The organism is Corynebacterium sp. Marseille-P4321 (assembly GCF_903645305.1).
In the GTDB taxonomy this organism is placed as follows: domain Bacteria; phylum Actinomycetota; class Actinomycetes; order Mycobacteriales; family Mycobacteriaceae; genus Corynebacterium.
On the sequence record NZ_CAHJXO010000001.1, the window covers coordinates 843,380 to 862,454 of the forward strand.

The following is a 19,075-nucleotide window of genomic DNA, read 5'->3' on the forward strand; positions in this document are numbered from 1 at the left end:
GTTGTCTCACAAGGTAAGGATCTCCAACGATGAGAACTCGTACAATCGCAGCTACCCTTCTGACTGCTTCGCTTGTCCTCGCAGGTTGCTCAGACACTGGCGCCTCGGGGGACTCTGCTGCCGGTGCGGGCGATGGAAGCGTTGATTTCGTAACGATTGCCGCAGGCGGAACCTCGGGTCCCTACTACCAGATCGGCGCCACCATGTCGCAAGTGTTAAACCGTGAGCTAGGTGCGGACTCTACGGTGCAAGCGACAGGAGCATCTGTAGAGAACATCCAGCTGCTCGTTGACGAAAACGCCGAGGTTGCCTTCGCGATGGGCGATGCAACCCGCCAGGCGATCGAAGGAACCGGTCCCTTCGAAGGCAAGGGTGGCGTCTCGGACCTGAAGGCGATCACGGCGCTGTACCCGAACTACGTGCAGATTGTCACTACGGAGAAATCCGGCATCAAATCGGTTGATGATCTGAAGGGGAAGCGGGTCGGTGTAGGCGACAAGAACTCCGGTGTCGAACTCAACGCACAGATGATCCTCGACGCCTACGGACTGAACTATGACGATATCGACGAGGACTTCTTGTCTTATTCCGACGCGATCGACCAGATGAAGAACGGCCAGATCGACGCAGCATTCGTCACATCCGGTCTCCCGAACTCGTCCGTAATGGACCTTGCAACTTCCGAAGACGTCGTGGTCGTGCCAATCGAGGGTGCTGGTTTCGAAGCATTGCAGAAAAAGTACCCGTTCTTCGACAACACCCCGATTCCGGGCGGCACGTACGACGAGCAAGAAGACGTGATGACGGCGACGATCACCAACCAACTCCTTGTCTCCCCGAGCTTGAACGATGATCAGGTTTATGCGATCACCAAGGCCCTCTTCGAGAACCTCGACGAGATCCACGAAGCGCACAACGCGGCGAAGCAGATCACGCTCGAATCGGTCGAGGACGGTATCGCAACCGAGCTGCACCCCGGGGCCCGCAGGTACTTCGAAGAAGTAGGCGCCCTTTAAGCCATGTTCTCGCGACCCGTGAGACGAGTTGCCGCAGTCACCGCCACCGCACTGCTCATATTGCTTGGGGTGGTGGGGTTAGCAGCAAGTTCGCAGGGGCAGCCGCATCTCGTCGTTTCTAACCAGAAAACGGGCGAGGTGTATCTCGATATCGCGGCAGACGACGTGTCGTCTCTTGAGCTGTCGTGGATTCACTCCATCGAGAAAACTCCGTGGCGCGAAAGGTACATCATCTGCGACGATGAGTTCGAGCTTACGGATGTGTATCTCAAGTCTTACGGCGCCGGAGCACCCACCGACATTGGAGGAAATACCTCGGTTGAAAACGGCGTGATTCACATCTCCGAACTGCAGACAGGGTACGAAGAGATTTCTTGGGTGCATTCCCACGACACCCACCACAAACTCATCGTCTATCCAACTGGGACAGCCGAACCACACGTCATCGCCGAAGATCTTCCGCAACGCACATTTCTGCGGGCGCGGGTTACGAAACTTTAATTAAGAAGAGGCAAACAACATGTCTTCGAAGATTAGCCACCCGGGCGGAGGACAGCGCCGCGACTCTGCAGATTCGCGGGTGCAGCTCGCTCCGGCCGAGGAAGTAGAAGCACAACACACCGAGGAAGTCGACTCGAACGCCGTTCTTGAGGAGTTCGACCGCGAATCGAGGTTACGCAGTTTTGCGTCTCGCCCGCTTACCGTAGGGCTCACGGTAGTTGCAGTGGCGATTTCGCTGTACCACATGTACACCGCCTACTTTGGTACTCCGCCGGTGTTGGTGCACCGGTCCGTTCACGTGGCAATGATTCTCGCGCTGGGTTTTGCGCTGTATCCGCCCACGAAAAACGCGACCCGGAACAAGATCCCTTTCTATGACATCATTTTCATTCTGTTGTCTATCGCCACCGCCGTCTACGTGGTGATGAACTACGAAGACATCGTGCGTCGCGCAGGTGTGCCCACGACGTGGGACGTGATCATGGCGGCTGTTCTAGTGCTCTTGGTGCTGGAGGCTGCGCGCCGTGTTTCGGGCTGGGCGTTGCCAGTCTTGGGCGTGGTGTTTCTGCTGTACTCCGTGTTTGGCCGCCAGATACCAGGAGTATTCCGGCATCGTGGTTACGACTGGGACAGCACCTTTAACTTCCTGTACCTCACAACTGAAGGTGTCTACGGAACGGCCATCGGCGTCGCGGCTTCGTACATCTTCCTGTTCGTCCTCTTCGGCGCCGTACTGCAGAAATCAGGTATGGGGCAGTTCTTTAACGACGTTGCTCTTGCGCTCGCCGGACAGCGCCGTGGCGGTCCGGCGAAAGTAGCGGTTGTTGCATCTGGCTTCCTTGGATCCATCAACGGTGCAGCCGTTGCCAACGTGGTAACCACAGGCGCGTTCACAATCCCGTTGATGAAGCGGGTTGGGTACAAACCGGTCTTCGCTGGCGCGGTGGAGGCCTCAGCTTCCGTTGGTGGCCAAATTCTGCCGCCGATTATGGGTGCGGCAGCTTTCATCATGGCTGAGACGCTGGGCATGCCGTACCGCGATATCGCGATTGCCGCGCTCATCCCGGCGCTGCTGTACTACCTCGGAGTCATCGCCCAGGTGCATCTGCGCGCAACCCGCGAGGGACTCAAGGGGATCTCGAAGGACAATCTTCCTGCAGTGAAGGAAGTGATGAAGGAGCGCGGTCACCTCCTCATTCCGCTGCTCTTCCTCATTTACATGCTGTTCTTCACTGGGCGAACCATTCTGCTTTCGGCGTTGCTGACCATCTTTGTCACGTTGGTGGTTGCCCAGATTCGCCCGGCTACCCGCATGAGCGCAAAGGAGATCGTAGAGTCGCTGGCGGACGGCGCGAAGACGGCAGTACCGGTTTCCATTGCGTGTGCCGCTGTAGGCATCATCGTCGGCGTAGTCACGCTTACGGGCTTCGGTGTGAAGCTGTCGAACGTCATTGTGTCTATCGGCGCTGGCAACCTGCTTCTTTCGCTGGCACTCACCATGATTGCCTGCATCATCCTGGGCATGGGGCTGCCGTCGATCCCGACGTACATCATTACTGCCACGATGGCGGCTCCGGCGCTTGGCCAGTTGGGCGTCGAACCGTTGGTTGCTCACCTGTTCGTCTTCTACTTCGGTCTTTTCGCAAACATCACTCCGCCGGTGTCGCTCGCTTCTTTCGCGGCAGCGGGACTATCCGGTGGAGATCCGGTGAAGACAGGTGTGCAGTCAATGCGACTTTCTCTCGCAGGCTACGTCATCCCGTACATCTTCGTGTTCAACCCAGCGATGCTGCTCCAAGATGTCTCTGCGTTAGAGGCGATCTTGGTGGCGCTCACCGGTATCGCGGGCGTACTCCTGCTATCGGTGGCCGTGGAAGGCCACCTGATGGTGCGTGTTAACCCGATCATGCGGATTGTGTTCGCAGTTGCTGCACTTACCCTCATGTCTCCGGATACGGTGACCGACCTCATCGGTCTGGCAGCCGCTCTCTTTGCCATCGGCGTCCAATGTGTGCTCGCGCGCCGGGAAGGCTCGCTGTCCATCCGCAACATCTAGCTACGGCTACAACCGTTAGCCGCAGCACGAAAGTAGCCGCCGTCCACGAGCAGTGGGCGGCGGCTATGGCGTTAACGCGAACTGCGCTTAGCCACGAATCGGGGTCGGGTCGATCTTCCACACCTCGTTGGCGTAGTCGCGGATCGTGCGGTCGGAGGAGAAACGGCCGGTCTCGCAGATGTTGATCCAGCACATCTTCGCCCAGTGGTCCGGGTCGGCGTAGTACTCGTCCGCCATGCGGTCGCGGGTGTCGCGGTAGTCCGCGAAGTCGCCGAGCACGTAGTACACGTCGGCCGCGTCGTGCCCGAAGCCGTCGAGAAGCGAGGCGCGGATGTCGTGGAAGGCGCCGGTGCCGTCGTCGTCAAGGGTGCCGTCGACAAGCGCATCGAGTGCCCGCTGCAGCCCCGGGGTCTCAGCTGCGACCTGCTTGGGGTCGTACGTCTTCTTCAGATGCTGCAGCTCGTTTACTCGAGCGCCGAAGATGTACGCGTTCGACATGGTGACGGAGTCCACGATCTCCACGTTCGCACCGTCCATCGTGCCCAGCGTCAGCGCGCCGTTCATCATGAACTTCATGTTCGAGGTACCCGAGGCCTCCTTGCCAGCGGTGGAGATCTGCTCCGAGACGTCCGAGGCGGGGATGATCTGCTCGGCCGGGGAGACGTTGTAGTTCTCCACGAAGACAACGTGGATGTACTCGGAAGCCACCGGGTCGTTGTTCACCAGCTCGCCGATGGTGTTGATGAGTTTGATGATGCCCTTGGCCATCGCGTAGCCCGGCGCCGCCTTTGCGCCGAAGATGAAGGTGCGCTTCGGGATGTCGCGCTCGCCGTCTTGAGTGATGCGGAAGTACAGGTCCAGGATGTACAGCGCGTTCATCAGTTGGCGCTTGTACTCGTGCAGGCGCTTGATCTGGGTGTCGAAAATCGAATCAGGGTCGATCTCCGCGCCCTGGCGGTCTTCGATCCACTCGGCGAAGTCCCGCTTGTTGGCGGCCTTGATCTCGCGCAGCTCGCGCAGCACCTCGGGGTCGTCGGCGTAAGAGCGCAGCTCTTTGAGCTTGTTCAGGTCGGTGACCCAGTCGTCGTTGCCTGCCAAGCGGTCGAGCAGCTCGCTCAAGCGCGGGTTGCACATGCGCAGCCAGCGGCGCGGGGTGACACCGTTGGTCTTGTTGTTGAAGACATCGGGTTTGAGATCGTGCCAGAATCCGAGAGTTTCGTCCTTGATGATCTCGGTGTGGATCGCGGCCACACCATTGATGGAGTAGGAGGCGTAGCACGCGATCCACGCCATGTGCACCATCCCGTCGTGCACCGGCGAGTAGTGGTGCGCCGTCTCCGGGGCGATGCCGCGCTCCTCCATGTCGATGCGGTAGCGACGGTCGATCTCCATGACGATCTCGTAGACGCGGTAGAACAGCTGGCGGAAGATGGATTCCTCCCAGGTCTCCAGCGCTTCTTGCAGCACCGTGTGGTTCGTGTACGCGAACGTGTTGGTCACCACGTGCCATGCGTCGTCCCAGCCCAGGCCGTGCTCGTCCATCAGCAGGCGCATCAGCTCCGGGATGCCCAGCACCGGGTGGGTGTCGTTGAGCTGGATGGAGTTGTACTTGTGGAAGTCGCGCAGGTCCTCGCCGTGGTTGTCGATGTAATCGTCGATCATCTCCTGCAGCGAGGCGGAGACGAAGAAGTACTGCTGGCGCACTCGCAGCACCTTGCCCGCGTATGTGGAGTCGTTCGGGTAGAGCACGCGCGTGATGTCGTGGACCGATTCGCGCTCTAGGATGGCGTCGGCGAAGCGCTGCGAGTTGAACGCGTCGTAGTCGAAGTCGGCCACAGGCGCGGCGTCCCACAGACGCAGCGTGCCGACGTTGTTGGTGCCGTAGCCGGTGATCGGCATGTCGTAGGGGATCGCGCGCACCGTCATATCGTCGAAGCACACCCGGCGCTGCTCGGATCCGCGGCGCACGATGAACGGGTAGAAGGACTCCTTCCACGCGTCCGGGTGCTCGCGCTGGAACCCGTTCTCAAACTCCTGGCGGAACAGCCCGTAGCGGTAGAGCAGGCCGTAGCCGGTGAGAGGGTAGTCCTGTGCCGCCGCCGAATCCAGGAAACAGGCGGCCAAACGTCCCAGGCCACCGTTACCGAGCGCGGCGTCGTGCTCCGACTCCAGCACGTCCGACAGCTCGAAGCCGTACTCGCGCGACACCTCCGCGGCCTGGTCCACCAGGCCGAGGTTGGTCAGGTTGTTCAAAAGCGCACGCCCCTGCAGAAACTCTGCGGAGAAGTACGCCGCGCGGCGCGTCGCCTTATACGCTTTGCGGGTTTCGTCCCAGTCGTCCGCGAGCTGCTCCATCACGGCCGCGGACAGGCCGGTCCAAAACTTCTTCTGTGTGGAGTTCTCCGGCGCGCGGCCGGAGAAACCCCGCACGTGGCCCGGGGCGGCATCTTTGAAGTTGGGCAGCTTTGCTGGAATTGTCATGGCAGTCCTTCACCTCGGTTTTTGTCGGGGTCGGCGTATGGCACACAAGGGTACCGTCGATAAGCAATTGCTTCTCGACGTCGCGCCTACCTTGCCAGATACGTCAACGCCGCAGCGATGCCGGAGTTCGTGGCGGCGCGAATCGTCGGGGCGTACTCCGGCAGGAAGTTCGACATGTGGTTGACAGGCACGTCCTCGTCCACCCGGCCGGCTGCCACCGCGTCGTCCCACAGCTTCTGCGGGGTGCAGCCGGTGAGCCAGAACAGGTACGGGCGGCCGAACGCCTGGCCAAGCACCGGGAAGTCCTCAGAAACGGTCTTCGCGTCTGCGGTGATGGAAGCTTCGCCGAAGACGTCATCGAAGGTGGCGCGCACCGCGTCGTACACCGCCTGGTCGTTGTCCACCAGCTCCGTGTGCGCGAGGTATTCAATCTCCGCCTCGCCGTCCACGCCGGACGCGAGCACCTCTGCGCGGGCGACGCGCTCGATGGAGGCCAGCACGCGGGCCTTCACCCTGTCGTCGTAGAAACGGGTGTTGAGCTGCAGCTCCGCGTAGTCCGGGATGATGTTGTGCACCGTGCCGGCGCGAACGCTGCCCACGGTGACCACCGCGAAGTCAGCCGGGTTCACCTCGCGGCCCACAATCGCCTGCAGGCGGGCGATGATCATCGCGGCTGTAAACGTCGGGTCGATGGAGTTGTGCGGCATCGAGCCGTGCGCGCCGCGGCCCGGAATGCGGATGCGCAGCGAATCGCACGCAGCAAACTGCGGGCCCGGCTTCGTCATCACATCGCCCGCGCGGCCCGGCATGACGTGCTGGCCCAGTACTACGTCCGGGGTGGGCACCTTCTCCGTCAGACCGTTGTCCACCATGTCCTGCGCGCCCCGGGCGATCTCCTCGCCGGGCTGGAACAGCGCGATGAAGGTGCCCGCCCACGCATTGCGGTTCGCGTTGAGGAAGTCGCACACACTTAGCGCCGCGGTGGTGTGAATGTCGTGGCCGCAGGCGTGCATGGTGCCCACCGTGTGCCCTTCGGCGTTTACAACCTGCTTCGTCGACGCGTAGGGCACGCCGGTGGTCTCCGTGACCGGCAGGCCGTCGAAATCGGCGCGGTAAAGCACGCCCGGTCCCTCGCCGTTTTCAAACACCGCGCAGATGCCGTGCGAGCCGATCGGGGCAACTACCTCGCAGTCGAAGCGCTCGAGCTCTTCAACGATCTTTGCGTAGGTTTCGTCCTCGCGCATGGAAAGCTCCGGGTTGGCGTGCATCCACTCGTAGAAGCCGCGCTGCCAATCCTCGTCGATCTGGTAGCCCTCAATGAGCGCCTTGATGTCGGTCATTGCTTTTTAGTTCTCCTTTACCTCTTTGTTGGTCTGCGAGTAAATTACCGATCCAAGTTGGGGTTGTAGCGCAGCTTATTCGGCTCGGGCTTGCATTCCTGCGCAATCGCGATTCCGTCCGCGATTTTCCCCTCGGCGCGCAGGCGGCGCAGGTTATCCGTCGCCCGGTTGCGCATGTCGAAGGGGGTCAGGGTGTTCACGTAGATCTGGGTCCCGCCTTCGAAACCGGCGAGGGTGGAAATGCGCCACTTCAGGTTCACGCGCCACGGCATCGGCACGTCTAGGTCGATGGGGCGGTAGTGCCACTCCTCGTTCGTGGCCACCTCCGCGCCAGTGGCCGCGTGCGCTGCGTGCAAAAGGTCGGAGACGGCGCGCACCTCCTCCGGCGAGTGGTCCCAGGGGTGGGACTGGCGCGACTTCGAATACACCGTCATCGTGGGGTAGCGGTGGCCAACGCCCGCCACCAGGATGGCGTGCTCGTTCTCCGCAATCACCAAGTTTTGGTAGAACGCGTGGTTAATGCCCCAGTCGTTGTACAAGTTTTGGTTCTGGCGCAACTTCGAGGTTTCCGTCTCGGCGTTCACGCCGCGCTCGTCGATAGCAACAAGCTGCTTGTGCAAGTGCTCGAAGGACGCGCCGGCGGGGGAGAGCCAGTTTTGAAACACCACCACGTAGCGCGAGTACAGGTGCTGGCGCACGAGATCCTCCAGCGCGTCGATAGTAAAAGCGATGAAGCGGTAATGCTCGTCCGGGCTCAAGGTGCCAGAGCCCGCAAGCTGGGAGGCGTTATCGGCGCCGTCGAGAAAGTGCCTACGCGCGATGATCACATCGTGCCCACCGCCGAAGTACGCCGGGGCGATGTTAAGCAGCTCTTCTTCCGGTAGGTTCGCGGGCTGGCCTGCAGCGGAAAGGCGGGTGCGCACCGTGTCCAGCACGTGCTGCCGCCCCTCAGGTTCCGCCAGGTAGCGCTCCATGTGTTCCCGGCGCGCCCGCGGCATTTCGTAGCCGTAGTTCTTGCGCCAGTAGTCGTAGGAGACGATCTCAAACAGGTTCGGCACGCGCCGAAACTCGGGCCGGGTGTGCTCGAGTTCCTCCGGGAGGAGGTCGCGCAGGATCTCAAACGAGCCGTCCTCGTGCGCCACCAGCCGCGACTTTTCCGGCGGGGTGCGCAGCTTACGGTCCTCGCAGAAGTTGCACGTGTCGGTCTCCGCGCCGGGCAGGAGCGGAGCGGGCGCAGCCGGTGCCGCGGATAAGGGGCGGTTTCCCCGTCCAGGCACCGTCCACACCTCAGTGCCGGAAAACGGGTTGATTTGCTTCAGCGTCCCGTCCGCCATGGTCCGAAGCGCTACCTGGTACGAGTGCACAGGGTTGAACATGGCAGCAAGGGTACTCGCGATAGCCTTGAGCTCATGGCAACCATCCAGTTCGACATCCTGGTTCCCCCGGAAAAGGCAGACGAGGTCCGCGACGCGTTCCAGCGCGCGCTAGACATCCTGGTGCGCAGGGACATGCTCACCGCCGGCAGTGTGAGGATGGAGCCGGAGCTTATCGACGACTCCATTGAGGCCCAGCTGCGAACAACATACGAGCAGAACCGCGGCGAACCTGCCGACGATGCCGTTGTGCACCGTTTGCGTGCTGACGTTGAGGGCGCGCGCAGCCTGAACTCGCTCGCTATGGGGCTCTCGCGCATCCTCACGCCAAAGGCGGACCTGCCGCGAGATCCCGCGCAGCTGGAACAGGAAGAGCGCTTTGAGCTGCCCGCGATCTACCCCTGGGTAGTCGAGGTGTTCAGGTAGGCCACGGCGATCTCCGCGCCCGCGCGGATGAGTTGCTCGCGGGTGGAGTCCGCTTCCTTAAGCGTTACCGCGATGGTGCCCTCGGGCGGTTCGGTATCAAAGCGGCCGGCAGCTACGGCGAATGCGGCGCCAGCGGCCTCGGCGGCCCTCGCCACCACGGCCGGCACCTTGCCGGTAGCCGTCTGGCCGTCGTAGGCACCCTCGCCCGTGATCACCAGCGCCGCGCCGTCTGCGGCTTCCAGAAACCCGTTGGATTCGGCCACCACCTGCGCGCCGGGCAGGATGTGCACGTGGCTGGGGTCGCCGTGGAGCATGGTGGACAGCCAGGTGATGCCGATGCCCACGCCGCCCGCCGCGCCGAGGCCAGGCGTGTCCGGGTCCACGTCCGCGAATTCGCACAGGCGCGCAAGACCCCGGTCGAGGAGCGCGACGTCTTCTTCACTGGCGCCCTTCTGCGGGCCGAACACTTCGGCCGCACCGGTGGGGCCGGTGGCCGGTGCGGTGGTGTCGGTGAGTAGCACCCACTCCACGGCACCTGCGGGCACGTTCACCTTCGCGGTGTCGAATGAGCCGAGACGCTCCAGGGAGCCGCCGCCGGGCCTGAGCTGGTAGCCCCCCTCGTCCAGCGGGTTGACGCCCAAGGCGACGAGGATGCCCGTGCCACCGTCAACAGTCGCAGTCCCGCCGAGCCCAAGCACGATGCGCGTGGCCCCGCGGGTCTCGGCGTCCGCGATGAGCACGCCGGTGCCGTAGGTGTCGCCGGTAAGCGGCACCGGGTTCTTCTCCACCGCGGGCAGGCCGGTCGCGGCAGAGACGTCGATGAACGCGGTCTGCGAGCCGGCATGGTACGTGTACTCGGCTTCGGTGAGGCGGCCGGCGGCGTCCACCGTCGGCAAGCAAATGCGCTCACCGTCGAACAGGGCGGAAGTGCCTTCGCCGCCATCGGCCATCGGGGTGAGCACAACCTGCGCGTCGCGGATGATGCTGCGTACTCCCTCGCCCAGCCATTCAGCGGCCTGTTCGGCGCGGGCGGTGCCCTTGAAAGAGTCCGGGGCGACGACCACCTTCGGCGATGGGGCTTCGACATCGGAAGTGAAGGGCAGATTGTCCGGGTGAGTCATGAATCGAAGTGTAGCTATATGCTGCGCTGCGGTGAATGTGGTGTAGCATTACGTCCGTTCAAAATTCGATACTCCGATAGGTATTGGGAGGATTTGGTCATGACGTCCATCGAACAGGAAGTGGCTGGCTACTACGACAAGCTGCTGAAGCGCAACGCAGGTGAGCCGGAATTCCACCAGGCGGTGGCCGAGGTCCTCGACTCGCTGAAGATCGTGCTGGGCAAGGACCCGCACTACGCCGACTACGGCTTGATCGAGCGCCTCTGTGAGCCGGAGCGCCAGATCATCTTCCGTGTGCCCTGGATGGACGACGACAACAACATCCGCGTCAACCGCGGATTCCGAGTGCAGTTCAACTCCGCGCTCGGCCCGTACAAGGGCGGCCTGCGCTTCCACCCGAGCGTGAACCTCGGCGTGATCAAGTTCTTGGGCTTCGAGCAGATCTTCAAAAACTCGCTGACCGGCCTGCCCATCGGCGGCGGCAAGGGCGGCTCCGACTTCGACCCGAAGGGCCGCTCCGAGGGCGAGGTCATGCGTTTTTGCCAGTCTTTCATGACGGAGCTGTGGCGCCACATCGGCGAGTACCGCGACGTGCCCGCCGGCGACATCGGTGTCGGCGGACGTGAGATTGGCTTCTTGTTCGGCCAGTACCGCCGCCTTGCCAACCAGCACGAATCCGGCGTGCTTACCGGCAAGGGCCTGGAATGGGGCGGTTCGCTCGCGCGTACTGAGGCGACCGGCTATGGAAGCGTGTACTTCACCCAGGAAATGATGAAGGCCAAGGGCGAGGAGCTCTCGGGGGCGAAGGTGATCGTCTCCGGCTCTGGCAACGTTGCCATCTACGCGATCCAAAAGGCGCAGGAGCTCGGAGCCACGGTTGTTGGTTTCTCCGATTCTTCCGGCTGGGTGGAGACCCCGAACGGTGTGGACGTGGAGCTGTTGCGCGACATCAAGGAAGTGCGTCGCGGGCGCGTGTCCTCCTATGTGGAGGAAGCAACCGGCGCGACGCTGCACACCGACGGCTCTATCTGGGACTTGAAGGCGGATGTCGCGCTGCCGTGCGCCACGCAGAACGAGCTGAACGCCGATCATGCCCGCGCCCTGGTGGGCAATGGTGTGCGCTACGTGGCGGAGGGTGCCAACATGCCTTCGACGGCCGAGGCGATCGAGGTGTTCCGCGAGGAAAAGATCAACTTCGGCCCGGGCAAGGCCGCCAACGCTGGTGGCGTGGCCACCTCCGCGCTGGAGATGCAGCAGAACGCCTCGCGCGACAAGTGGACCTTCGAGTACACCGACGAGCGTCTGCACAAGATCATGTCCAACATTTTCAAGGTCTCGGCGGAGACCGCGGCCGAGTACGACCACGAGGGCGACTACGTTGTGGGCGCGAATATCGCCGGGTTTAAGAAGGTCGCGGACGCGATGCTTGCGCAGGGCGTGATTTAAAACAGCGCGTCGCGCGGTCTCGGGCCCCATAGTGACGTACTGTGGGGCGTATGTACCGCGTTTTCGAAGCCCTCGACGAACTTGTTCAGACCGTAGAGCAGGCCTACGGCGTCCCGATGACCGCCAACTGCATGGTCCCCCGAAACGAGATGCTCGCGCTTCTCGACGATTTGCGTAACGCCCTGCCCGTCGATCTGGACGATGCGCAGGATGTGCTGGATAAGCAGGACGAGATCCTGCGTGGCGCCCAGGACCGGGCGGACCAGCTTGTGGGTGGCGCGGAGGAAGACTCGCGTCGAATTGTCACCGATGCGCACAACGAGTCGGAGAGCATGCTTTCCGACGCGCAGGCGCGCGCAACCCAGCTCGTCTCGAACGCTGAGGAAGAGTCGCGCAACATGATCACCCAGGCGCAGATGGTTGCGGAAACCACCGTGACCAACGCGCAGCGCGAGGCGGACAACCTGGTTGAATCGGGCAACGAAGAGTACCAGCGCTCCGTGGAGCAGGGCCTGGCCAAGCAGGAGCGCCTGGTGTCCGAGTCCGAGGTCATGCGCCGCGCCGATGAGGAAGCGCACCGCCTGGTGGAACAGGCGCACGCGGATTCGGCTCGCCTGCGCTCCGAGTGCGATGAATACGTGGACTCCAAGCTCTCGGAGTTCGAGGACACCATGAAGTCCGTGCTGCGTACCGTTTCGTCCGACCGCGCGGCGCTGCGCCGCGGCGCAGGTATCTCTGGTGCGGGCTACACGCCGCGCCAGCGCTCGGGCGAATCGGCGGGCCAGGACTACTAGAGGGGGACTACTAGAGAGGGACTACTAGAACCGCCTCAAGCTTCGAGCACTTTCACGCGGCCCCGCTCGGCACCGATGCCGGCGGGGTTTCGTTGTAGTCTTATGGGGCTATGTCTAACAATCCTTTCGTGTTTGATGTCGCCGACGTGCTCGGCGGGGACGGTCTTCCGGTCACGGTGACCCAGGTGGGGCCGTCGCCCTCGCGGATCGGGCCGGAGATGATCGCCATCCCACAAGGCCGCGAGGTTGAGGTGGAGGCCACCTTGATTCCGCTGGGTAACGGCGTGATGGTGGACGCGACGGCCACGGCTCAGCTCGAGGGCCAGTGCGTGAGATGCTTGAAGGAGCTCACCCCAACCGAGACGATTCGTGCGACGGCCGTTTTCGCCGCCTCGGACGACTTCATCACCGGTGACCCTGAGGTGGACGAAGACCAGGGGTCGGGCGACGAGGTGTACCGCGTTGAGGAAGATACGGTGGACTTGGAGCAGGCCTTTGTGGACGAGGCTGGTTTAACCTGGCCGTTTAACCCCACCTGCGAGCCAGAGTGCGCGGGTGACACCGACGTGCCCGCACCGGACGGGATCTCGGGGGAAGACAATGACTTGATCGACCCGCGCTGGGCTGGGCTGGAGAAGTTTTTGTGAGCCGTTCCCGCAAGCCAAAGATAAATGCGGACGAGGCGTGGGAGCAGGCGTTTAGCGCCGTTGACCACGCCCCCCTTTTGGAGCGCTTGGGTGTGAGCCTGCCGCGCGAGACACTAAAGCTCGCACTAACGCACCGCTCGTTCGCGAACGAGCACAACCACCTGCCGAACAACGAGCGCCTGGAGTTTGTGGGCGACGCCGTGCTGGGCTTGTCCGTGGCCACGAAGCTCTTCGAGCTGTACCCATCGCGCCCGGAGTCAGACCTGTCGCCGATGCGCGCTGCCATCGTGTCGCGCTACGGGCTGGCGGACATCGCCCGCGAGATCGACCTCGGCCCCCACATGCTCATCGGCAAGGGCGAGGAACACACCGGCGGGCGTGCGAAAGAGTCCATCCTGGCGGACACCACGGAGGCACTTTTCGGCGCGATCTACCTCGAGTACGGCTTTGAGCCGGCGCGGGATGTGGTGCTCAAGCTTTTCGACGAAAAACTAAAGAATGCCACCGTAAACCCGAAGCACCAGGACTGGAAGACTGCGCTGCAGGTGCGCGTGGCCGAGCTGAAGCTGCCGGTGGCGGAGTACCGCGCGGAGGCCACCGGACCGGAGCACGAGCAGACGTTTAGCGCCGAGGTACTCATCGGCGGAGAGGTGCGAGGCAAAGGCACCGGCCCGAACAAGAAACTCGCGGAGCAGGAAGCTGCGCACCAGGCGGTGCTCTACTTGCGCGATACCGCCCGGTTTGGCAATGCCTGAGCTGCCCGAAGTTGAGGTGGTGCGCCGCGGCCTTGAGCGCCACGTGGTTGGCCGCACGTTCGGCGAGGTGCACGTGCTGCACCCGCGTGCTGCCCGCGGCAACACCGTGGACATAGAGCAGGTGCTTCCGGGCCTTTCGGTCACCGGCACCGGCCGCCGCGGCAAATACTTGTGGCTCCAGCTAAGCGACGGTGCCGCGCTGCTCGTGCACCTGCGCATGAGCGGGCAGATGCTTATCGACGCTCCCGGCACCAACCAATCCCCACACCTGCGCATCCGCGCCGCGATGGGCGACGTGGACTTAAACTTTGTGGACCAGCGCACCTTCGGCTTCTGGCAGTACACCCAACTCGTCGGCGGTATACCGGAGCCTGCGCTGCACATCGCGCCGGATCCCTTCGAGGACGCCTTCGACTTACAGGCCACGGCGCGGCTGATGCGGAAGAAGAACTCGAAGCTGAAGACGGTGCTGCTGAACCAAGAAGTGGTTTCCGGCATCGGTTCCATCTACGCCGACGAGGCAATGTGGGCTGCCGAACTCAAGCCGTGGCGTACCGCGCGTACGATGCGCCAACGCGACGCGGAGGCGGTGCTTTCCGCCTCCCGGGACGTGATGGCCCGCTCGCTGGAGCAGGGCGGGACGAGCTTCGACTCGTTGTATGTGAACGTCAACGGCTCATCGGGATACTTTTCGCGCTCGCTCGAGGCCTACGGTCAGGCCGGCAAGCCATGCTCACGTTGTAACACCCCGATTGAGCGCGTGGTGGTCAACGGGCGCTCAAGCTTCTTCTGCCCGGTATGCCAGGTGAACTAGGCCGCTGGCGGCGCCGCGCTGCGCCGGGCGGGGCGGCGAAAGGGGTACGGTGTGTTGCCATGGCAGAGCAATTCGTCGACCGCGACGCGTTCAAGGACGCGATGTCCCAGTTGGCGTCGGCGGTGTCCATCGTGACCACCGGCACGGCCGAGGAGCCGCACGGCACGACGGTGAGCGCGTTCATGTCGCTTTCGCTCGACCCGCCGATGGTGCTCGTGTCACTGGACAGGCGCTCGTCGTTGTTGTCGCGGATTTCCCCGGAGTCGTCGATAGGCGTCAATGTGCTCTCCACCGAGCAGGACACGCTGGCGCAGCGCTTCGCCACCAAGGGTCTCGACCGTTTCAAGGGCGTGGATTGGGCGATGGCCGACGGCGCGCCGAAACTCGCGGGCAACCACACCTGGATCGCAGGCAGGGTGCACAGTATCGTGCCGGGCGGCGACCACTGCCTGCTGCTCGTCAGCGTCACCGCGGCCGAGACCGGCAGCAACTGCCCACTTTTGTACTGGCAGCGCGAATTCGGCACGCACGGCGCCATGCGCCAGGGGAAACCCTGCGCGCCGGGCCTCAACGCGCCCTAGGTGCGCGCCGCGTCGGAGGCGGGGCTAGACTGCCCCGCATGGAAAAAGCGACCGCGTTTATCGACGGCACGTTGAACGGCCTGATCTGGTCCGTCGTGCCGTGGGCCCTGATCATCGCCGGCATCTACTTCGGGCTGCGGACCATCTTCGTGCAGGTGCGCCTGCTGCCGGACATGTTCAAGGCCATCACTGAGACCCCGAAGGGCAAGGACCGGGAGGGCCGCGACCTGGACGAGGAGTACGGCGGCATCTCCGCGTTCAAGGCATTCACCATTTCGGCGGCGTCGCGGGTGGGCACCGGCAACGTCGCCGGTGTGGCGCTGGCCATCTCGGTCGGCGGGCCGGGCGCGGTGTTTTGGATGTGGATGCTGGCGATTATTGGCGGCGCGACATCGTTCGTGGAATCGACGCTCGCGCAGCTGTGGAAGACGAAAGACGAGAAGGGCAACTACCACGGCGGGCCGGCGTACTACATGACGCGCGGGTTGGGCTGGGCGCCGCTGGCCACGGTGTTCTCCGTGTTCCTCGCGGTGACCTACGGGTTCGTGTACAACGCCATTCAGACGAACTCCATCGTCGAGGCGGTCGGCGGCTCGCTGGGCAGCGACTCGACCGCGTTGAAGGCCGTGGTGGCGTTCGTGCTCGCCGCGCTGACCGCGCTGGTGATCTTCGGCGGCGTCACCCGCATCGCCAGCTGGACGCAGATCATCGTGCCGTTCATGGCTGGTGCTTACATCCTCATCGGCGTGTGGGTGCTCATCGTCAACGTCTCCGAGATCCCGGGGATGATCTCGCTCATCGTGGGCCACGCGCTTGGCATCAAGCAGGTCGCCGGTGCCGCCATCGGCGCTGCATTCACGCAGGGCATGCGCCGAGGGCTGTTCTCCAACGAGGCCGGCATGGGTTCCGCCCCCAACGCGGCGGCCACCGCGACAGTCTCGCACCCGGTGAAGCAGGGGCTGGTGCAAACGCTCGGCGTGTACTTCGACACCCTGGTGGTGTGCACCATCACCGCCTTCCTCGTGTTGCTCGGACCGGCCGTAAATTACGGCACCGACGACGTTCAGGGCGCGGCGCTGACCCAGTCCGCCCTCGCCGACTCCGTCGGGGCCTGGGGCGCGCACGCGCTCACGTTCATCCTGTTCTTCCTCGCGTTCTCCTCGGTGCTGGGCAACTACTACCTCGCCCAGGCCAACCTGGAGTACCTCACCGATTCGAAGGCGGTGATGACGGTCTTCCGCGTGGTGGTTATCGGCTTCGTCATCTTCGGCGCGTTCGGCACCGTGCCGCTTGTGTGGGCGCTCGGCGACACCATGGCCGGCCTGCTGGCACTGATGAACATCGTGGCCATCATCCCGCTGGGCGGAGTGGTCATCAAACTGCTGAAGAACTTCAACGAGCAGCGCCGCCAGGGCATCGACCCGGTCTTCCACCGCGACATGCTGCCCGAGCTGCGAAACGTGGAGTTCTGGGATGGCTCGGATCCGGTCACGCGCCGCAGCCTCGAAGACCGGGTCACCGTGCGCGAGACGAATGCCCCGGGCGAGAACGCGTAACCGCCGCGCTGAGTAGATTGGGCGGCATGGCTGATACACGAATGACCGCCCACGTCCACGGACACGTCCAAGGTGTCGGGTTCCGATACTGGACGAAAACGCAGGCGAAGAAGCTCGGTCTGACCGGCTACGCGAAAAATCTCACCGACGGTCGAGTTGAGGTGGTGGCTGAAGGTGCGGAAGCTGACGTCGATAAGCTAGCTGCCCTTTTGCGCGAAGACCCCTCCAGCGCCGATCGCCCCGGGCACGTGGAGCACGTTGCCGCTCAGTACGGGGAGCCGAAGGGTGCGGAGGGATTCGAGGAGCGCTAGTCCATCACCAAGCCGACATGCCCCAGTGCGTTTGGCTTCATAGCTAGTCGTGTTCAGTCCTTCGCAGGAGAATCCACGACCACCTTGATTTCTACGCCAATTGCCCGAGCGTACCGCTGGACCGTGGACAACTGAGGGTCCGTGTCACCATTTTCAAAATCGGAGATCGCCGATTGGGTAGTGCCCATAATTTGGGCTACACGACTCTGGGTAATCCCACTATCTGATCGGATTTTACGAAGATAAGCGACGAACTCGGACCGCGCTTCGGCGTCCTCGAAGGCGACCTGTATCTCCGGATCACCCAGAAACGCGTCCAGATTCAGATCCGCGGAATTCCGAGCCAAGTAATCTTCAGGCTTCACCTTCAGCCCCCCTATCGGTTCAAACCGATACCCAGTTTAGTCCATCACCAAGCCACCGTCGACCACCAGGTTCTGGCCGGTAACAGCGCGCGACCACGGGGAGGCGAAGAAGAGCGCCGCGTCGGCGAATTCCTCAGGCGTGGTGACGGAACCGAGTGGAGTGGTTGCCGCAATGGCGTCGAAGACCTCCTCCGGGGTGGCGGAGCTTGCGTCGGTGGTGCGCAGCAGGCCGCCGGAGACCATGTTCACCGTCACCCCCTGCGGGCCGAGCTCGGCGGCGAGGGTGCGCGTCATGGACAACAACGCAGCCTTTGCCGCGGTGTAGTCGTGGTAGGGCACCACTGGGTTCTGGAAGAGGTTGGTGCCCACGTTGATCACGCGACCGCTGCCCGCCTTCTTGAAGCCCGGCAGTGCCGCCTGGACTGTGTTCAGGGGGCCTCGGACCGAGGTGGAAAACAGGTTCTCGAAGGCCTCGTAGGTGATTTCGTCGGCCTTGTCGCGGGCGTCGCCGTTGAAGGAGAAGTCACCGAGTGCGTTGTTCACCACGGTGGTCACTGGCGTGCCGAACTCGCGCTCGGCGGCGCTGAAAAGCTCTTTCACTGCGTCGGCATCACGCACGTCGGCCTGCACAGCAATGGCCCTGCCGTTGCTGGTGTCCGCGATTTCCTGGGCCGCGTCCTGGCTGGAGCGGTAGTTCACCACCACGCGAGCGCCCTCGCGCAAGAATGCCTCCGTGATGGCTTTACCCAGGCCACGTGCGCCGCCGGTGACGAGCACTACCTGGTCTTCGACTGCGGGAATTGTGCGTTCCATTTCGCTAGCTCCTTCATTATTGGTGCGTTCATTAGTGGCACCGAGGGTACAGAAGGTGCAGTGGAGCGCTAGGGGGACGGACCGCTAACGCACGATGCGGTTGAGGACTTCCGCAAGCTTTGCGTTGTCTCCGGTGTCTTGGCTGTGGAAGCGGGCCGCGACGAACGCATCCCGCACTTCCGCGTCGAGGAACGCCGCTGGCTCTAGGTTGTAGCCGGCGTGGCGTGTGAGATCCGCGAAGTACACCGTCTGCGTGCGCGTGTTGCCCTCGCGGAAAGGATGAATGACGTTGATCTCGCCCCAGAACTCCGCGAGCTCTGAGACAAACTCATCCCGCGGCAGACCCCGTAGCAAGTCTTTCCGTGCGAGTCTGCGGAACTGTGTCTCGGCCGCCTCGGATGTAGTAGTCCTCCCAGGAGCGGATGTCTGAATTGTTCACTCTGCTTCGTGTCGTTCGATTACGGCTTGTTTGAACGTTTCGAACTCGATGTCGCCAGCGGCAAGCTGGTCAACGAGATCGAGTGTTACCGGGTCTTCTATCTCATGACCTGCGGCGGCGAGTGCCCCGAGTGCGAAGTCTCGTCGAGCTGCTGCGGTATCGGTCTGTGCTGGCACGCTACGAGTCATTTCGGCCCCCTTTCAATGGGAGGATTTTACCAGGTGGGCAGGTGGACGTCGA

20 protein-coding genes are annotated in these 19,075 nt (G+C 63.1%); 12 read left to right on the plus strand and 8 right to left on the minus strand.

All coding sequences use genetic code 11. The annotated features are described in order from the left end of the window. Positions 1-29 precede the first annotated feature (29 nt). The 3 genes from HWX32_RS03755 to HWX32_RS03765 are packed head-to-tail and all read left to right on the plus strand — an operon-like array spanning position 30 to position 3,573. Positions 30-1,016 carry a TAXI family TRAP transporter solute-binding subunit gene (locus HWX32_RS03755; RefSeq protein ID WP_175934760.1) on the plus strand — a complete coding sequence of 329 codons (987 nt, stop codon included), beginning with the start codon at positions 30-32 and terminating at the stop codon, positions 1,014-1,016. Between the two features lie 3 nt (positions 1,017-1,019). Continuing rightward, the gene (locus HWX32_RS03760) at positions 1,020-1,517 is read left to right on the plus strand and encodes a DUF1850 domain-containing protein (RefSeq protein ID WP_175934761.1); all 498 of its coding nucleotides are present in this window, start codon (positions 1,020-1,022) and stop codon (positions 1,515-1,517) included. A gap of 19 nt (positions 1,518-1,536) precedes the next feature. Then, positions 1,537-3,573: a TRAP transporter permease gene (locus tag HWX32_RS03765; protein WP_175934762.1), complete on the plus strand. Its 2,037-nt coding sequence runs from the start codon at positions 1,537-1,539 to the stop codon at positions 3,571-3,573. A gap of 87 nt (positions 3,574-3,660) precedes the next feature. On the opposite strand, the gene HWX32_RS03770 is transcribed toward HWX32_RS03765, so the two are convergent. The 3 genes from HWX32_RS03770 to HWX32_RS03780 all read right to left on the minus strand — a co-directional run bounded on the left by HWX32_RS03770 (position 3,661) and on the right by HWX32_RS03780 (position 8,770). Further along, positions 3,661-6,054: a glycogen/starch/alpha-glucan phosphorylase gene (locus HWX32_RS03770; RefSeq protein ID WP_175934763.1), complete on the minus strand. Its 2,394-nt coding sequence runs from the start codon at positions 6,052-6,054 to the stop codon at positions 3,661-3,663. 86 nt (positions 6,055-6,140) lie between these two features. Continuing rightward, positions 6,141-7,394: an amidohydrolase gene (locus tag HWX32_RS03775; protein ID WP_175934764.1), complete on the minus strand. Its 1,254-nt coding sequence runs from the start codon at positions 7,392-7,394 to the stop codon at positions 6,141-6,143. A gap of 44 nt (positions 7,395-7,438) precedes the next feature. Next, the gene (locus tag HWX32_RS03780) at positions 7,439-8,770 is read right to left on the minus strand and encodes a DUF4921 family protein (protein WP_175934765.1); all 1,332 of its coding nucleotides are present in this window, start codon (positions 8,768-8,770) and stop codon (positions 7,439-7,441) included. 33 nt (positions 8,771-8,803) lie between these two features. Between HWX32_RS03780 and HWX32_RS03785 the strand changes: the two genes are divergently transcribed. Continuing rightward, positions 8,804-9,193 (plus strand): hypothetical protein, encoded by a 390-nt coding sequence (locus HWX32_RS03785; RefSeq protein WP_075469374.1) that lies wholly within the window; start codon positions 8,804-8,806, stop codon positions 9,191-9,193. Here the strand turns inward: HWX32_RS03785 and HWX32_RS03790 are convergent. Next, positions 9,163-10,314 (minus strand): glycerate kinase, encoded by a 1,152-nt coding sequence (locus HWX32_RS03790; protein WP_175934766.1) that lies wholly within the window; start codon positions 10,312-10,314, stop codon positions 9,163-9,165. The two genes, HWX32_RS03785 and HWX32_RS03790, sit on opposite strands and share 31 nt — an antisense overlap. A 99-nt stretch (positions 10,315-10,413) precedes the next feature. Here HWX32_RS03790 and gdhA point away from each other — a divergent pair, with 99 nt between their 5' ends. The 8 genes from gdhA (at position 10,414) to HWX32_RS03830 (ending at position 17,218) form a co-directional block, all read left to right on the plus strand. Continuing rightward, entirely contained in the window at positions 10,414-11,760 is a 1,347-nt protein-coding gene (gene gdhA, locus HWX32_RS03795) for an NADP-specific glutamate dehydrogenase (RefSeq protein WP_075469376.1), read from the plus strand. A gap of 50 nt (positions 11,761-11,810) precedes the next feature. Then, entirely contained in the window at positions 11,811-12,554 is a 744-nt protein-coding gene (locus HWX32_RS03800) for a DivIVA domain-containing protein (RefSeq protein WP_175934767.1), read from the plus strand. Between the two features lie 110 nt (positions 12,555-12,664). Continuing rightward, positions 12,665-13,201 (plus strand): DUF177 domain-containing protein, encoded by a 537-nt coding sequence (locus HWX32_RS03805; protein ID WP_075469378.1) that lies wholly within the window; start codon positions 12,665-12,667, stop codon positions 13,199-13,201. Further along, positions 13,198-13,956: a ribonuclease III gene (rnc, locus tag HWX32_RS03810; protein WP_175934768.1), complete on the plus strand. Its 759-nt coding sequence runs from the start codon at positions 13,198-13,200 to the stop codon at positions 13,954-13,956. Before HWX32_RS03805 ends, rnc begins: the two co-directional genes overlap by 4 nt. After that, on the plus strand, positions 13,949-14,770 hold the full coding sequence (mutM, locus tag HWX32_RS03815) for a bifunctional DNA-formamidopyrimidine glycosylase/DNA-(apurinic or apyrimidinic site) lyase (protein ID WP_175934769.1): 822 nt from the start codon (positions 13,949-13,951) through the stop codon (positions 14,768-14,770). The genes rnc and mutM overlap by 8 nt, the downstream gene beginning before the upstream one ends. A gap of 59 nt (positions 14,771-14,829) precedes the next feature. Beyond that, positions 14,830-15,351: a flavin reductase family protein gene (locus tag HWX32_RS03820; protein ID WP_175934770.1), complete on the plus strand. Its 522-nt coding sequence runs from the start codon at positions 14,830-14,832 to the stop codon at positions 15,349-15,351. Positions 15,352-15,389: 38 nt separating this feature from the next. Then, positions 15,390-16,907 (plus strand): sodium:alanine symporter family protein, encoded by a 1,518-nt coding sequence (locus tag HWX32_RS03825; RefSeq protein ID WP_175934771.1) that lies wholly within the window; start codon positions 15,390-15,392, stop codon positions 16,905-16,907. A gap of 26 nt (positions 16,908-16,933) precedes the next feature. Continuing rightward, positions 16,934-17,218, plus strand: a complete 285-nt coding sequence (locus HWX32_RS03830) for an acylphosphatase (protein ID WP_075469383.1) — start codon at positions 16,934-16,936, stop codon at positions 17,216-17,218. 53 nt (positions 17,219-17,271) lie between these two features. Here HWX32_RS03830 and HWX32_RS03835 read toward each other — a convergent pair whose 3' ends face one another. From HWX32_RS03835 to HWX32_RS03850, 4 genes are all read right to left on the minus strand, one after another. After that, positions 17,272-17,583: a helix-turn-helix domain-containing protein gene (locus HWX32_RS03835; RefSeq protein WP_175934772.1), complete on the minus strand. Its 312-nt coding sequence runs from the start codon at positions 17,581-17,583 to the stop codon at positions 17,272-17,274. Positions 17,584-17,619: 36 nt separating this feature from the next. Beyond that, on the minus strand, positions 17,620-18,396 hold the full coding sequence (locus tag HWX32_RS03840; RefSeq protein WP_175934773.1) for a 3-oxoacyl-ACP reductase: 777 nt from the start codon (positions 18,394-18,396) through the stop codon (positions 17,620-17,622). 84 nt (positions 18,397-18,480) lie between these two features. Beyond that, positions 18,481-18,750: a Fic family protein gene (locus tag HWX32_RS03845; protein ID WP_217702883.1), complete on the minus strand. Its 270-nt coding sequence runs from the start codon at positions 18,748-18,750 to the stop codon at positions 18,481-18,483. Positions 18,751-18,831: 81 nt separating this feature from the next. Further along, complete coding sequence (locus HWX32_RS03850) at positions 18,832-19,023, minus strand: hypothetical protein (RefSeq protein ID WP_175934774.1); 192 nt, start codon at positions 19,021-19,023, stop codon at positions 18,832-18,834. Positions 19,024-19,075: the final 52 nt, after the last annotated feature.